Origin of the sequence: Yersinia sp. 2542 StPb PI, assembly GCF_048593855.1 — a bacterium.
Taxonomy (GTDB): Bacteria; Pseudomonadota; Gammaproteobacteria; order Enterobacterales; family Enterobacteriaceae; genus Yersinia; species Yersinia enterocolitica_E.
Window position 1 is genome coordinate 1 of sequence record NZ_JAZGQA010000104.1, and the last position, 15,801, is coordinate 15,801.

Genomic DNA, 15,801 nt, shown 5'->3' on the forward strand with positions numbered 1-15,801 from the left:
CAATAAGATGATAAACGAAGACATATTGTTTATAGAAGAATTAATTGAGTGGATTGAAATCAATTTAGAAAAGAGGCCCACACTGGACGATGTGGCGAAGATTTCTGGATATTCAAAATGGCATCTACAACGGAAATTTAAAAGTATTGTGGGGGTACAATTAGCCTCCTATATACGTGGCCGGGTACTGACTCGCGCAGCGGTTGCATTGCGCATTTCACGCCGTCCTATCATTGAAATCTCTGATGAGTTGGGTTTCGATTCGCAGCAAACCTTTACCCGTACATTTAAGAAGCGTTTTGGTGTTACCCCAAATAGTTTTCGTCAAATGGAGCACTGGGATGTGCAAGGGATGATTCCCCGCTTCGGTTTTTGTGAAAATTACACCCCAGAAATCAAACGGATATCTTTACCACCGCGAGAACTGGTGGGCTTTACACGGCGGCTGGATTTTGACGAACACAACCATTGTAGTGGTCAACACTCCTCCTGTATGGCGATGAAAGATGAAATTTTGCTCGATTTCTTTAAGGAAGTTAATTTCTCATGCCAACGGGTGTACTCGCTGTTTTCTGCCAAAGAGTGTCAGCAAGGGCAAAACAGTGTGAATTATTCGACTGCGATTGATAAAGACAAGCGGCATGAAATCCAGGGGCTGCGTGAGGTTGATCATATCTCTATTCCGGCGGGGGAGTTTCTCTCCATATCCCACCAAGGTAGTGCCAAAGAGTGTGTGAAATTCTCAATTTATTTGTTTAATGAAGTGCTGCCAAAATTGCGTGAAGAGTTTGGTGGTGGTATCGAAATGGAAGTTATTGAGATAGACAGTTGTCACGCCGAATCAAAAATGCGTGATATCTCGGTGGTTTATAACTATCAGATGTTGACGAACTGATGTACTGCCGCAGTGGCAGTGCGTCAGTTCAGTGTGTTACGTCTTAATCTGGGTTAGCAGTTTGTGCCGCTTTCCTGGCTTTGACTCGGGCAATGGCGGCAGCTACAGCGGCTTTGCGTGGATCTTCTTCTGATTCTTCATTTTTATGCGTCGCAACCGCGGACTCAAGCTGTGCTTGTGCCGCTTTCTTGGCTTTGACCCGGGCAATGGCGGCAGCTACAGCGGCTTGGCGCGGATCTTCTTCTGACTCTTCATTTTTATGCGTCGCAACCGCGGATTCAAGCTGTGCTTGTGCGGCTTTCTTAGCTTTGACCCGGGCAATGGCAGCAGCTACAGCGGCTTGGCGTGGATCTTCTTCTGACTCTTCATTTTTATGCGTCGCAACCGCGGATTCAAGCTGTGCTTGTGCGGCTTTCTTGGCTTTGACCCGGGCAATGGCGGCAGCTACAGCGGCTTGGCGCGGATCAACCGACGACGGTGTTGACTCATCGGAGGCGACAGCCAGCTGTTTTTCTGCCTGACGTGCTCTGGCCTGTGCTTTACGTGCTTCTCGAGCGGCAATGACGGCACTGTTATCCGGTGTTTGCCCTGCGGTCACGCTGATAACCGCGTCGGCATTCTTATCCTGGCGAGCTAATCGACTGACTGCGGCTTCAACCTTTTGCTGGTCAGCATCAGTCAGCTTGACCGCGGCTTGTTTATGGCGCAGTTCACGCGCACGCTTTTCTCGTTCCAGCCGCGCTTGTTTGGCCTCAAAACGTGCTTTGGCTTCCGCTGCTCGGGCATTTTCCTGATCGAGGGCGCGGATTTCTGCTTTTTCCTGACGGTAATACTGTACTAATGGGATATTGCTCGGGCATACATAGGCGCAAGCACCACATTCAATACAATCGAATAAGTTATGATTGCGCGCTTTCTCGTGTTCTTCACCTCGACTGAACCAATAGAGCTGTTGGGGCAATAAACCTGCTGGACAGGCATCAACACATAAGCCACAGCGAATACAAGCTTGTTCCGGTTCTGATAGCCCCATTTCGGCTTCGGTCGGCGCTAAGATACAGTTACTGATCTTAACGATCGGTACATCCAAACTTGGCAAGGTAAAGCCCATCAGCGGGCCACCCATGATCACCATCGGTTGGTGCTGAGGCTGAAATCCGGCCAGTTTCAACAAGTGTAATACCGGTGTCCCAATTCTGGCCCAGAAATTGCCTGGTTTTGCTAATGCATCACCGGTGAGTGTCACGACTCGTTCAATTAATGGCTCATCGTCGATAATCGCTCGCTTAATGGCGACCACTGTACCCACGTTTTGCATCAATACCCCAATGGATGAGGAGTGCTTGCCGAAAGGCACCTCTTTACCGGTCAGGATTTTGGTGAGCTGCTTGGCACCCCCGGACGGATATTTAGTCGGTACAACCCGCAACTGGATCTCGTCATGGCCCTGTAATGCATGTTGTAAAGTCGCAATGGCGGCGGGCTTATTATCTTCAATGCCAATCAACACCTGCTGTGGTTGCAGCAAGTGTCTTAGAATATCAATACCGGCGACCAGCTCTTGCGCGTGCTCCTGCATTAACCGATCATCGGCGGTGATATAAGGCTCGCATTCAGCCGCATTGATAATCAGGGTGGTAACACTGTTCACGCCACCTTGTAATTTACTGGCGGTCGGAAAGCCTGCGCCGCCCAAACCGGCGATACCCGCTTGATGAATACGATCCAGTAACGCCGCGGTATCTCGCTGTAAATAGTCGGCCCACGGCTGTTGCTCACGCCAACGGTCTGCACCATCCGGGGTAATATGCACACACAACTCAGCCAACCCGGAGGGATGTGCAGTGGTATGCGGGGCAATAGCCGTAATAGTGCCAGAAGTGGGGGCATGTACTGGAACTGTGCGGCCACGGCCCACGGTCAGTGGCTGGCCCTTTAATACTTGTTCACCGGCTCTGACGCGCAGTTCACCTTCTGGTCCCAGATGTTGTTGCAACGGAATGATCATTTGCTCAGGCAAGGATGCGATGCGCATTGGCACCGTGCTGGATTGCAACTTCATTTCCGGTGGATGGATACCCCCGTCAAAATCCCAGATATTGTCGTGTTGGCGGGCAGTAAACAGCTTAAACATGTTGCTCCACATCTATCATTTTCACTGGAATCATCTGTGAGGCCACTAACTGGCTGGGAAGATTTTTGACCGGAATAGTGCTCAGATCCCACTTCCAGTTAGCGGTGGTGGTGGCAACCGGAATCATTTCAATACAGTCTGTCGGGCAAGGGGCAACACAAAGGTCGCAGCCGGTACACAGGTCTGGCAATACGGTATGCATGGCTCGGGTGGCACCCACAATGGCATCGACAGGGCAGGCCTGAATACATTTTGTGCACCCAATACAATTGGCTTCATCAATAAAGGCCACTTTACGCTGTGGATGAGCCGCCGCTTCGTCACCCTCTAGAGGTTGTGGTTCAACCGCCAGCAGTTCAGCCAGCTTAAGCATCACTTGTTCGCCACCCGGCGCGCACTTATTGATTTTCTCCCCCTGAGAGGATACGGCTTCTGCATAGGGCCGACAGCCAGGGTAGCCACATTGACCGCACTGGCTTTGCGGCAAGATTGCTTCTACTTGCTCAACCACGGGGTCTTGATCAACCTGAAAACGGCGGGCAGCAAAACCAAGCACCACGCCTGATATCAGCGCCAATGTACTTAATGCACCTACGGCAATCCATAACGACATCATTAGAACTTCACCAACCCGGTAAAGCCCATAAAGGCCAATGACATCAACCCCGCTGTAATCAGGGCGATAGAAGACCCGCGGAATGGCGCAGGAACGTCAGCCACCGCCAACCGCTCGCGAATAGCAGCGAATAACACCATTACCAGAGAGAAACCGGCTGCGGCACTGAAGCCATAAACCGCCGATTGCATAAAATTATGAGATTGATTGACGTTAAGCAACGCGACACCCAACACAGCACAGTTAGTGGTGATCAGTGGCAGAAATATCCCCAGCAAACGATAAAGTGCCGGGCTGGTTTTGCGTACCACCAATTCGGTAAATTGCACCACGACGGCGATGACTAAAATAAAAGCCAATGTGCGTAAATACACCAAACCAAGCGGCAGCAAGATAAAGCTGTTTACCATCCAGGCGCAAACAGAGGCCAATGTTAGTACAAAGGTAGTTGCCAGCCCCATACCAATAGCGGTCTCCAGTTTTTTGGAGACACCCATAAACGGGCACAGGCCAAGAAATTTGACCAGCACAAAGTTGTTTACCAATACAGTACCGACAAACAGGAGCAGGTATTCAGTCATTACGAAGCCTAAAAAAATAAAAGCCGCCTATTATCCAAAATTGGCGGCCTGACGACAACAGATGAAGTGCAGGGTTATTACGATTTACTGGCTATTTTAGGGGGAAAAGGTGCGCAATCCCATTAAAGTTCGGTAAAAGTATGCTTCACGCGTTGAGAACGTTTGATGTAAGGCACAAAAACAGCGGCGGCCAGCAAGGGCCATCCCAGAGTGCGTAAGGCAATATCATCACTGATCGGCGAGAAAGCAAAGGCCTTTAGTGCCAGTAGCACGGTTAACAACAACCAAAGAATAAACCATTTCGGTAGGCGACGTGAGCGGCTGCAAAACAACCAGATGACCCATAATGTATAGGCCCACATCACTAAGGTTGTTATCACCGAGAAATACCATTGTAGGGTAAATGCCTGTGAGTTGGTCACCAGATACTCTCGTGACTCTGGGGTGAAGATGGCCATGGCATACAGTACTAGCATCAGGCTGGCGCTGAGCAGTGTGACGATCAAATAGGCCAGTGGGGCCAATAACCAGCCGCCAATGCGCTGATATTCCTGCGGTTGAGACATAGTGAACCTTAGTAATCTATTAATAAGGAGTGATAACCCTCTGTCGCTATCACTTCTTTGTATGATGCTAGCTTAACCCGCAAATGTGTCCTTCGTCATCTATATCAATATGGTAATACGCCGGTTGGGTACCCAACCCCGGCATGGTCATGATATTTCCAGTGTAGATACGAACAAATCCGGCACCTGCCGACACGGCGCAGGCCGTTACAGGCAACACAAAATCATGTGGGACGTTCTTCAGGCTGGCATCGGCACTGATAGACAGGGGGGTTTTGGCGATGCACAGCGGCAAATGGCCGAAACCTGCTGCGGTTATCTCATCAATTTGTTGGCGCGCTTGAGGCGTAAATGTCACATCGTGGGCGCCATAACGCTGTGCCATAACCTGTAACTTGTTCTCCAGTGTGGCGCTGTCTGGGTAGGGTAACGTCGGCTCAGCGCCCTGAGCGCAGGCAGTTATCACTTGTTGAGCCAGTGCGGCGGTCCCGGCACCGCCCAGGGCAAAAGCGTCACTGATTTCACAAGCAAGTGCGCCGGCAGATAAAGCATAGTCGGCTAAAAATCTCAATTCTTCGGGGCTGTCGCCGGGGAAGCGATTAACCGCAACCACCACCGGCAAACCGTAACTTTTCGCGTTATTGATGTGCCATTTCAGATTGGCGCAACCTTGATTGAGCAAGGGAATATTGGTATTGAGGATCTCGGCAGGCAGTGGCTGACCCGGTTTAATATCATACGTGCCGCTATTGGCTTTCAGGCTACGCAGTGTCGCCACCAAAACCACACAAGCGGGGGCAATACCGGATTGGCGATACTTAATATTAAAGAATTTTTCCATCCCCATATCGGAACCAAAACCCGCCTCGGTTACCACATAATCCGCTAATTGTAAGCCCAACCGGTCTGCCAGAACCGATGAGTTGCCGTGGGCGATATTGGCAAAAGGGCCTGCATGGATCAGTACCGGGGTGTGTTCACTGGTTTGCATTAATGTTGGATGAATAGTCTCTTTCATTAGCACGGTCATGGCACCGGCGACGCCCAAATCTGTTGTGGTTATCGCTTCGCCGTGGGTGGAGTGAGCCAAAATAATCCGGCCAATGCGTTGTCGCATATCTTGCAGGTTTTCTGATAAGGCCAAGATAGCCATCAATTCAGATGCCGCGGCTATTTCTACATGGTCTGCCCGCTCCACACCGTGGGTACTCTCGCCGATCCCCACACGAATATGGCGTAGCGCCCGGTCGTTGTGATCAACCACGCGTGGCCAGAGGATCCGCTGCGGGTCAATATTCAGTAACGGTAATCCGGTTTGTTGACTAAACGCCAGCCCCAAGCGTTGCTCATGGTACAATCGCGCATCCAAAGCGGCGGCGGCCAGATTATGTGCAGCACTGATGGCATGGATATCACCTGTGAGATGCAGGTTCAGTTTCTCCATCGGTTGCACCTGTGAAGCACCGCCACCCGCAGCGCCCCCTTTCACACCAAAGACCGGGCCAAGACTGGGTTGACGGATACAGGCGACACCACGGTGACCTAATCGGTTGATCCCCTGACTTAAGCCAATCGTTGTCACGGTTTTCCCTTCGCCTAACGGCGTTGGGGTGATACTGGAAACTAAAATCAGTTTGCCTTGCGCACGACCAGGCTGGATCGCACGGATATCAACTTTTGCCATATGATGCCCATAAGGGATGACATCATCTGTGCTAACACCTAATTGCTGAGCAATATGCATGATCGGCAACATTGCTGGGTGACGAATAAAATCTGAATGAGGGGGGAGGTCATCGGCAGTCGAAGGCATAGTCGGTGTCATGGCGAGAAAAAGTCCTGTTATCAGTGATAAAACGGCGGCAGCCAACCACTATGGCTATAAATCACCGCAAAATTATCACATAAAGCGATGAGTAATTGACGATACAAATCAATAAATGTGAAGTGACCGAGGTTAAGTGTCCTACTGTAGATATTCTTAATATTGGCTGCCTAACATGTCTAATTTATATCGCCCCACTGTGAATTAAAATTCACAAATAAAACGAAACTAAGGTGTTTTGAGTTATCAAAAGTTATAAATCCTTACGCTATATGAACGATATATAAAAACCATTCTATGATACCGGCGTTATATGTTCCTAATAATTTGGGTAATCTACTCTATGGAAAACCACGTTCATTCCTCATTGGTCTGCGCTGCTCGATTACTCCGTCTGGCGGGGTTGAATTCAGACACTGTTGAGGATTTTAGCCACAAAAATGCCATCGGTTGTTGGACCATGGCAACACGTGCATCATTGCGGCGCTATTTAGCGCAATTTTCACGTACCACAGCAGCCCGCTTCAAAATCATAAAACAGTCATTAAATAATATTAAACCAGAACAATTGCCACTTGCTTTTCGCGATATGCAAGGCAAATTTATCTTATTGGCACGTATTAATGAAAAGCAGGTGCTACTGCAACATGCAGATAGCGGGAAGCCAGAAATAATAACTTATCAAGAGCTTGCGTCGATTTGGAGTGGTGTCATCATTTGTTGTAGTCATTCGCGTTTCAATATTCGCTGGTTTGTTCCCGTATTACTGCGCCACCGTAAATCATTGGTTCAGGTATTAGTATTATCAATGTTATTACAGTTTCTGGCCTTGATTTCTCCGCTTTTCTTTCAGGTTATTATGGATAAAGTGCTGGTCCATAATGCACTCACAACACTTGATGTGTTAATTATTGTGCTATTAGTGGTAGGAATATATGAAGTCGTATTAAAATTACTGCGAGAATATATTTTCACTCACACGACCACTCGGGTTGATATTTTATTGGGCGGCAAGCTATTTAACCACCTAATCAAATTACCACTAAGTTATTTTAAGCAACGCCATGTGGGCAATATTGTCGCTCGAGTGAAGGAGCTGGACAATATTAGAGAATTTATTACGGGATCCGCACTGACGCTATGTGTCGATGTGGTTTTTACCCTGGTGTTGTTTATTGTCATGTGGTGCATTTCACCACTACTGACGCTCATCATTTTAGGCACATTGCCGTTATATCTGTTATTAGCGGCGCTGACCACCCGGCCATTACAACAGAAAGTTGAAGTCCTGTGCGGTTGTGCCGCACAAAATGGGGCATTTTTAACTGAAACTGTCTCTGGCGTGGAGACGGTAAAAAGTCTGGCGCTGGAACCCCAAATGCATCAACGCTGGGAAACCCAAACACGTGATTATGCTGAAGCGAATTTTCAGGTACAAAACCTGCAAAATCTCAGTAGTCAGGCGGCTCAGTTATTGCAAAAACTGGCTGGTGCAGTGGTGATTGTGGTGGGCGCTTATCAAGTGATGTCGGTGCAGCTCAGTATCGGGCAACTGATCGCCTTTAACATGTTGGCGGTGCAGGCATTGATGCCAATGAGTAAGTTGATTGATTTGTGGCAACAGAGCATCCGGGCCCAAGTGGGGCTAATGCTTGTCTCTGACATTTTGAGCTTACCTGCGGAGCAGTCGGTGAGGGCGGTGCCACTTGACCACCCGATTCGAGGAGATATCACGTTGCAACAGGTGATTTTCCGTTATCGCGCCGATTTAAACCCGGTACTACAGGATTTTTCCTTATCTCTGCGTGCTGGCGAACATATCGGGCTGGTGGGGCCATCAGGCTCGGGTAAAAGTACCGTTGCCCGACTATTACAACGCCTCTATATCGCTGAGCAGGGTGTAATCAATATTGATGGCATCCCAATTGGACATTTCTCCCTCGACGTGTTGCGGCGTCAGATAGGGGTTGTGATGCAGGAGAGTTATCTGTTTAACCGTACGGTACGGGAGAACATCGCCCATTCACGGCCCACGGCATCATTGGATGAGGTGGTCGAGGCTGCATGTCTGGCGGGAGCCAACGCTTTTATACTCGCCTTGCCACTAGGTTATGACACCGTGCTGTCAGAGGGCGGAGCCTCGCTTTCTGGTGGTCAGCGTCAGCGTATTGCCATTGCCCGCACATTGCTGGCTAATCCCCGTATTTTGATTTTTGATGAAGCAACCAGTGCGTTAGATGACGAGTCGCAGGCGGAAGTACAGAAAAATATGGCCCGCATTATTGCCAATCGTACTGTCATCACTATTGCCCATCGCCTCTCGACGGTGCGACATTGCCATCGCATCGGTGTCATGACACAAGGCCGCATTACTGAGCTGGCTAACCATGATCAACTACTGGCGCTAAATGGCGTTTATGCCCGATTGTGGCAGCAACAGGCTGACTTCAGCCATGAGGAATCAAAATGAAGTTGATGCAATATTGGTATAGAACAGCATGGTTCAATGCCATAAAGAACCGTTGGCAACGCCATTTCTCGCCTCAGCGCACCCGTGATGAATATGATTTCCTGCCTGCCTATCTGGATATTGTGGAACGGCCAGTGGCACCACTGGCACGGCGCACCGCATGGTTTCTGGCGCTGACACTGCTGCTGGCATTGGTATGGTCGATTGTTGGAAGGCTTGATATTCACGCATCAGCTAAGGGCAAAGTGATTGTTTCTGAACATTCGAAAGTGATCCAACCGCTAGAACCAGGGGTGGTGGCCGCAATTAATGTGCGCGATGGCGACAAAGTTGAAGCCGGTCAGGTGTTGATTGAGTTAAATCCAATCGGTATTGATGCCGAGTTGGGTAATATCAATCAGCAATTAATGCATCGCTTACTGGAAGCTGCCCGTGTGGCGGCGCTGCTGACAGTGAACCCCACCGCGATGTTTACTCCCCCTGAAAGTAGCCCTGATGATTTGAACATCACCGCCAGGGCACTTTTGCGCAAAGAAGTAAACGAGGTCAATGCAGAGTTATCGCGCCAGGAGAGTGAACAGGCGGTTAACCAGGCCCATATTCAAGCGGGTATGACTAATATTGCGCACCAGAAAGCGTTAATGAAAAACATTCATCAACGGTTGCAGGCGTTACGAACACTCGCTAAATCCAAGTCAATTGCCGATGTGGAGTTATTGCTACAAGAGCGGGAATGGCTAAATGCCATGGCTGAAAGTAGCCGTTTGGACAATGAACTGGCTATCTTGCAGGCGAAAGCACACCACCTGTCACAAACCCGACTGCACTATTTAGCTGAAAAGAAGCGGAGCTATCAGGAACGATTAAATCAAGCTCATGAAGTTATCAACCAATTGCGACAAGAGCAGATCAAATTGCTGGAAAAGCAGCGCCAACAGACCTTACGCGCACCGGTTACCGGCGTGATTCAACAATTGGCGATTCATACTCTGGGCGGCGTGGTCACCACGGCTCAACCGTTAATGGTATTGGTGCCTGAAAGTCATCAGTTAGAACTCGATGTCATGATCCTCAATAAGGATGTGGGTTTTGTGCTGCCAGGGCAGGCGGTGGAGGTGAAAGTTGATAGCTTCCCTTATACCCGATTTGGCACGTTGTCGGGTGAAGTAAAGCATATTTCTCGTGATGCGATGGAGGACCAACAACAAGGCTTAGTGTTTCCGGCCCGGATCCGTCTGGACAGCGACAGGCTGAGCGTTGAAGGGAAGTCGGTGCGTTTATCCGCAGGTATGGCGGTCAGTGTAGAGATTAAAACCGGCCGGCGGCGGGTTATCGATTACTTACTCAGCCCATTACAAGAATACCAATCCGAAGCCATGAGGGAGCGTTGAGATGAATAATTCAACATCAACGCAGGTCATCCAGCCATTGGCAGCACTGGCTCGAGCTGCTGCATGTTTTGATCTGGCGGTTGAGCCTGCGCAGTTGGCGCACCAACTCGGATTAGCGCCGGAAAAAATAGATTACATTGCGCTGTGTCGTGGTGCCGGTTGGATTGGCTTGCGGGCCAGAAAAGTCAGTCAGTCATATGACCGTTTGAAACATCTGGCGCTGCCTATTTTATTCAGTGATGAGAATCAGTGGTATGTACTACTGGCGCTGAATGAACAGGGTGCGGTGGTTTATTTTGCCGCCACTGGCCAGCAGCAGCAAATAAGCCAGCAGGCACTGGCCTGCTTGTGGCGTGGTGACGCTATTTTATTGGCGAAAGCAGAGTTACAGGGACCGAAAAAAGCCGCTTTTGGCTTTGGTTGGTTTATTCCGGTTATTACTAAATATCGCCATCAATTATGTAATATCGTTTTAGTGTCACTGTTATTACAGGCTATTTTACTGGTGACGCCAATGCTATTTGAAACGGTGATCGACAAAGTCTTAGTGAGCCGCGGCGTCGGGAGCTTAATGGTATTGGGCTGCGCCATGATAGCATTGGCAATTGCCGAACCCTGTTACACCTTCTTGCGTGGCTGGCTGTTCTCACATCTCTCCAGCCGAGTTGGGGCCGAACTTAACACCCGCCTTTATCGCCATTTACTGGGGTTGCCCCTGGCTTATTTTGGCGCACAGCAGACAGGGCAAACTATCGCCAAAGTACAAGAAATGGAGCAGATTCGCAGTTTTCTGACCGGGTCTGCATTAACCATGTTATTGGACCTGATCTTTGTTGGTACATTTATAATTGTGATGTTTTGTTATAGCAGCCAACTGACATGGATAGTTCTGTTCTCTCTGATCTGTTACCTCCTGTTTTGGTGGGCCATTGGCGGTGTTTTACGTCAGCGGGTTGAGCGTCAATATGAAGCCAGTGCAGATAATACGTCGTTTTTAACTGAAGCGATTAGCGGGTTGGAAACGATAAAAACCACTGCCACCGAAAGCCAGTTTAATCGTAGCTGGCAGCAGTCATTAGCCCGCTATGTGCGGGCATCATTTGCTGGCATGAGGATGGCAAATATTGCTGAGCAAGGTATTACACTTATCAATAAAGTCACCTCAGCTATAGTGTTGTGGTTTGGCGTTAAATTGGTACTGGCAGGGGGGTTAAGCCCAGGTCAATTCATTGCTTTTTCAATGTTTTCGGGTTACGTAACTCAACCCATTTTACGTTTGGCTCAGATATGGCAAGATTTCCACCATACGCAAGTCGCCCTGAAACGGATTGGTACCATTTTGGATTATCCAACCGAGCCGGGCTGCACCGGATTATCATCAAGTCATGGGTGCTCCGGGCGGTTGACATTTAAACAGGTGCGTTTTCGCTATCGATCAGATACCACCGAAGTTTTACAAAATCTCAATTTAGATATTGCCGGTGGCGAGTTTATTGGTATTACCGGGCCATCCGGCTGTGGCAAATCAACGCTAACGAAGTTACTACAGCGGTTATATATTCCTCAACATGGGCAGATTCTGATAGATGGGCAGGACTTGGCGATTACCGATGCCACGGCATTACGCCGCCAAATGAGTGTGGTACTGCAAGATAGCATCTTGTTCTCTGGTAGCCTGCGGGACAACATCTGCCAGTGCCGGCCTAATGCTGATGATACCCTGGTTGAGTCGATTGCCCGGCAGGCGGGGGTGCATGATTTTATTATGGCTCTACCGCAGGGCTATCAAACCCAGGTGGGGGAAAAAGGGAGTATGCTGTCTGGCGGGCAGCGGCAGCGAGTTGCTCTGGCGAGGGCGCTAATGGCAGATCCTAAAATACTGATTCTTGATGAAGCCACCAGTGCTCTGGATTATGAATCTGAGGCGGCAATTATGCGCCAGTTACCAGAAATTATCCGTAATCGCACCGTCATCTGCATTGCTCATCGATTGAATACATTGCGCCAATGTCATCGTATTTTGGTATTAGGAAACGGGCAAGTATTGGAACAAGGCAGTCATCAGGCGCTACTTGCTCAGGAAGGAGCCTATGCACGGTTGTGGCGGTTACAAACTGAGTAATGCATCGCGACTGTGGGTTATTAATCTCGCTTAAAATAACGCTGGGTGAGAATCTCTCACCCAGCTATCACCAGCCATACAGTGCGTGATTACAACTTGTCACCGTTGGTTTTAATCACCCCTTGATACCAGAAGAAGCTTTTTTTACGCTGACGCGCCAGTTGTTTCTGATGGTCAACATAAACAAAACCATATTGCTTCTGGAAGCCATTCAACCAACTGAGTAGATCGATAAATGACCACGGATAGTAACCACGGACATCTGCACCTTGCTTGATGGCATCTTCAATTGCCACAATATGCTGACGCAGGTAATCAATCCGGTCATCATCAACCACTTCGCCCTCAATGATTGGGTCTTTAGCACCCAAGCCATTTTCAGTGATATAGATAGGGATGTCACCATAGCGCGCCTTGATATTCATGATGCCTTCGGTAAGGCCCTGTGGGTAAATCTCCCAATCCCAGTCGGTATAAATCCCGTTAGGATTGCGGACAAATTTAAACAAATCTTTGAAGCCGAACTCACTCCCTTGTTGATGACCGGAACCTTTTTCACCTGAGGTATTCATGGTCAGATGCGTTTCTTGGTTATTGGCAGCAATAGTTTCACGCTTATAGTAGTTCAACCCAATAAAGTCACAGATATTGTTACGTAACAGGGCATCATCATCGGGGGCGAATTGTGGAACACCCCAAATGGCCTGGGTCTGTGCCAGAAATTCAGCAGGATACTCGCCTTTTAATACTGGATCATATAACCAATGGGTAAAGATCCCTTCAGCTAAGCGAAATGCGGCGATATCTTCGGCGGAATCACTCAGTGGCGTGTTGGTTTGCAGGACATTCACAAAACCTATTGTCCCGTCGATACCGCTGGCACGAAATGCTGCAACCGCTTTGGCGTGAGCGACAAAAACGTGATGGCAGGCTTGGATAGCACGGGCAGGGTTCTGGACGCCCGGCGGATGACCGCCAGTAATATAGCCAAAACCAATAAAACAGATGGTCTCGTTGAACGTTGACCAGAGCTTGACTCGATCACCATAGTGCTGATAACACAAACGTGCATATTCTTCAAAAGCATCGGTGGTGCTGCGGGTTTCCCAACCCCCTTCATCTTGCAAGGCTTGCGGCAAATCCCAGTGATAGAGCGTAATCATCGGCTCGATGTTGTGTTCCAGCAATGCATCGATCAATTCACTGTAGAATTTAACTCCCGCGGCATTCACCTCCCCACGGCCTGTTGGCAACAAACGCGGCCATGAAATTGAAAAACGATAACTTTTCATGCCCATCTCCGCCATCAGTGCCACATCTTCGCGGAAACGATGATAGTGGTCGACAGCAACATCACCATTGGTTCCCTGATAGGTGGTACCGGGCAGATGTGCAAAGGTGTCCCAGATAGAAGGGCCTTTACCATCAGTATCATAGGCACCTTCAACTTGATAAGCGGCGCTGGCGGCACCCCACAGGAAATTTTTCGGGAAAGCAGACATAAAATCACTCTCATGTAATGGATAAAAAGGGTGTTTGATAAAATCTCTATCCTCAGTGTATTAGGGAAAACGTTATTTATGCAACCGGTTTCTGTAACCGGTTTCTGTGGCACTAAATTGAGTGATTGAACGGCAATAAAACGGCAGCGATATGCAAGACACCGATCACAAAACCGTAAACAGTGCCTAAACGAGGTAAAGACAAGATGGGTCATTCAATACCACTGTGTATATAATCAGTGTTTCGCAAATTAAGATTTTTTGTTGAAGAAGGAAGAATGATGATCACTCGGCTTGCTATCTCTGGCTACCGTTCGTTACGCGATGTGGTACTTGAATTGGGGCAATTGAATGTCATTACCGGCGTAAATGGCAGTGGCAAGTCCAGTCTTTATCGAGCGCTCCGGTTGCTATCAGATATTGGTCAGGGGCAGGTTATCCAATCATTGGCGGCGGAGGGCGGGTTACAATCAACCCTCTGGGCGGGACCCGCGTCGTTTTCCAAGTCGATGAAATCAGGAGAACAACCGATTGAAGGTACCACTCGCCATCATCCCGTGAGCCTCAAATTGGGCTTTGCTGGCGCGGACTATGGTTATGCTATCGATCTGGGTCTCCCCACACCGCGCAGGTCATTTTTTGCGTTGGATCCTGAAATCAAGATTGAAAGCCTGTGGTGTGGCGATACCCTGAACAATAATGCGCTTTTTGCTGAGCGGCGAGGCCCGCGGGTCCGCATCCGTGATGAGCGCGGAATTTGGCGCGAGGCATATCACGGGTTAGCGGCCTATGACAGTATGATGACCCACAGCACAGACCCCCGTGATGCCCCAGAGATTCTGCTTATGCGCGAACGGATGCGGGCCTGGCGTTTTTATGACAATCTGCGTACCGACCGTCATGCGCCAGCTCGCCAGCTTCAAGTGGGAACTTATACACCGGTACTGGCCAGTGATGGTGCGGACTTGGCCGCAGCGTTACAAACGATCAGAGAGATCGGGGATACCGATGCACTCACGCATACCATTACAGATGCTTTTCCCGGTACTACGTTGGCTATTGAACCCAATTTTGAGTTGCTGCTGTCACAGCAAGGTTTGTTAAGGCCACTCAAGGTCGCAGAGCTATCAGACGGTACCTTACGTTATTTATTGCTGGTGGCGGCATTGCTATCGCCACGTCCTCCCGAAATGATGATCCTGAACGAACCCGAAATCAGCCTGCATGTTGATCTGTTACAGCCATTAGCGCGGTTGATTGGGCAGGCGGCACAACATACCCAGGTGATTGTGGTGTCCCATGCCGCTGAGCTGGTGGCGGCGCTACAGCAGGAAACCCACTGTCGCCATATCTTGTTGGATAAACAGTTAAGTGAGACAACTATACAACAAGAGGCCACACCTCATTGGTTATGGGCAGCACGTTAGCGGCAGTGACTGCGATGTTGAAAACATAAAAAGAGCGTTAAGCTCCTCAGACTGCTAACAAACCGCGACGATGTCGGCTCGGGTGGGAGGGCTGGCACAAGATATAGCATTCGTGGCAGGGATGGCACGGTCCAAGCTTACATGGCTGCTTATTTTGGCGCAGGGAAGACGGTGTTGTTACGATCTGCTTGTTTTTACCATTGCGGGCATTTCGTCATAAAATTCAGGGGCCGAAGCCCCTGAGTATGGTGTTTAAATCAATTGTTATATTA

The 15,801-nt window shown here is 49.1% G+C and carries 11 protein-coding genes; 5 read left to right on the top strand and 6 right to left on the bottom strand.

Annotation, left to right across the window (positions count from 1 at the left end):
• Positions 1-7 precede the first annotated feature (7 nt).
• Positions 8-895: a helix-turn-helix domain-containing protein gene (locus V1952_RS13440; RefSeq protein ID WP_083158883.1), complete on the top strand. Its 888-nt coding sequence runs from the start codon at positions 8-10 to the stop codon at positions 893-895.
• A gap of 43 nt (positions 896-938) precedes the next feature.
• Here V1952_RS13440 and rsxC read toward each other — a convergent pair whose 3' ends face one another.
• From rsxC to V1952_RS13465, 5 genes are all read right to left on the bottom strand, one after another.
• A complete protein-coding gene (gene rsxC, locus V1952_RS13445; protein WP_420074908.1) occupies positions 939-3,029 on the bottom strand; it encodes an electron transport complex subunit RsxC in 2,091 nt (696 codons plus the stop codon).
• Positions 3,022-3,645 carry an electron transport complex subunit RsxB gene (gene rsxB / locus V1952_RS13450; RefSeq protein WP_083158881.1) on the bottom strand — a complete coding sequence of 208 codons (624 nt, stop codon included), beginning with the start codon at positions 3,643-3,645 and terminating at the stop codon, positions 3,022-3,024. Before rsxB ends, rsxC begins: the two co-directional genes overlap by 8 nt.
• Positions 3,645-4,226, bottom strand: coding sequence for an electron transport complex subunit RsxA (gene rsxA / locus V1952_RS13455; protein WP_013649928.1), 582 nt, complete (start codon positions 4,224-4,226; stop codon positions 3,645-3,647). Before rsxA ends, rsxB begins: the two co-directional genes overlap by 1 nt.
• Positions 4,227-4,348: 122 nt before the next feature.
• Positions 4,349-4,792 (bottom strand): DUF2569 domain-containing protein, encoded by a 444-nt coding sequence (locus V1952_RS13460; RefSeq protein ID WP_372558995.1) that lies wholly within the window; start codon positions 4,790-4,792, stop codon positions 4,349-4,351.
• Positions 4,793-4,859: 67 nt separating this feature from the next.
• Complete coding sequence (locus V1952_RS13465) at positions 4,860-6,617, bottom strand: formate--tetrahydrofolate ligase (protein WP_420074909.1); 1,758 nt, start codon at positions 6,615-6,617, stop codon at positions 4,860-4,862.
• 343 nt (positions 6,618-6,960) lie between these two features.
• Here V1952_RS13465 and V1952_RS13470 point away from each other — a divergent pair, with 343 nt between their 5' ends.
• Genes V1952_RS13470 through V1952_RS13480 form a run of 3 tightly spaced genes read left to right on the top strand, consistent with a single transcriptional unit; the run spans position 6,961 to position 12,600 of the window.
• Complete coding sequence (locus tag V1952_RS13470; protein WP_420074910.1) at positions 6,961-9,087, top strand: peptidase domain-containing ABC transporter; 2,127 nt, start codon at positions 6,961-6,963, stop codon at positions 9,085-9,087.
• Complete coding sequence (locus V1952_RS13475) at positions 9,084-10,478, top strand: HlyD family type I secretion periplasmic adaptor subunit (RefSeq protein ID WP_420074911.1); 1,395 nt, start codon at positions 9,084-9,086, stop codon at positions 10,476-10,478. The genes V1952_RS13470 and V1952_RS13475 overlap by 4 nt, the downstream gene beginning before the upstream one ends.
• 1 nt (position 10,479) lies before the next feature.
• The gene (locus V1952_RS13480) at positions 10,480-12,600 is read left to right on the top strand and encodes a type I secretion system permease/ATPase (protein ID WP_420074912.1); all 2,121 of its coding nucleotides are present in this window, start codon (positions 10,480-10,482) and stop codon (positions 12,598-12,600) included.
• A gap of 89 nt (positions 12,601-12,689) precedes the next feature.
• On the opposite strand, the gene V1952_RS13485 is transcribed toward V1952_RS13480, so the two are convergent.
• Entirely contained in the window at positions 12,690-14,102 is a 1,413-nt protein-coding gene (locus V1952_RS13485) for a GH1 family beta-glucosidase (RefSeq protein WP_420074913.1), read from the bottom strand.
• A 281-nt stretch (positions 14,103-14,383) separates the two neighbouring features.
• On the opposite strand from V1952_RS13485, the gene V1952_RS13490 reads away from it, so the two are divergent.
• Positions 14,384-15,529, top strand: coding sequence for an AAA family ATPase (locus V1952_RS13490; RefSeq protein ID WP_420074914.1), 1,146 nt, complete (start codon positions 14,384-14,386; stop codon positions 15,527-15,529).
• The last annotated feature ends 272 nt before the right edge of the window (positions 15,530-15,801 follow it).

What these genes read in the sequence shown, in the direction of transcription:
- V1952_RS13485 (WP_420074913.1), bottom strand. Translation starts at nt 14,102, where the DNA reads ATGTCTGCTTTCCCGAAAAATTTCCTGTGGGGTGCCGCCAGCGCCGCT.
- V1952_RS13440 (WP_083158883.1), top strand. Translation starts at nt 8, where the DNA reads ATGATAAACGAAGACATATTGTTTATAGAAGAATTAATTGAGTGGATT.
- V1952_RS13470 (WP_420074910.1), top strand. Translation starts at nt 6,961, where the DNA reads ATGGAAAACCACGTTCATTCCTCATTGGTCTGCGCTGCTCGATTACTC.
- rsxB (WP_083158881.1), bottom strand. Translation starts at nt 3,645, where the DNA reads ATGATGTCGTTATGGATTGCCGTAGGTGCATTAAGTACATTGGCGCTG.
- V1952_RS13480 (WP_420074912.1), top strand. Translation starts at nt 10,480, where the DNA reads ATGAATAATTCAACATCAACGCAGGTCATCCAGCCATTGGCAGCACTG.
- rsxA (WP_013649928.1), bottom strand. Translation starts at nt 4,226, where the DNA reads ATGACTGAATACCTGCTCCTGTTTGTCGGTACTGTATTGGTAAACAAC.
- V1952_RS13460 (WP_372558995.1), bottom strand. Translation starts at nt 4,792, where the DNA reads ATGTCTCAACCGCAGGAATATCAGCGCATTGGCGGCTGGTTATTGGCC.
- V1952_RS13475 (WP_420074911.1), top strand. Translation starts at nt 9,084, where the DNA reads ATGAAGTTGATGCAATATTGGTATAGAACAGCATGGTTCAATGCCATA.
- rsxC (WP_420074908.1), bottom strand. Translation starts at nt 3,029, where the DNA reads ATGTTTAAGCTGTTTACTGCCCGCCAACACGACAATATCTGGGATTTT.
- V1952_RS13465 (WP_420074909.1), bottom strand. Translation starts at nt 6,617, where the DNA reads ATGACACCGACTATGCCTTCGACTGCCGATGACCTCCCCCCTCATTCA.
- V1952_RS13490 (WP_420074914.1), top strand. Translation starts at nt 14,384, where the DNA reads ATGATCACTCGGCTTGCTATCTCTGGCTACCGTTCGTTACGCGATGTG.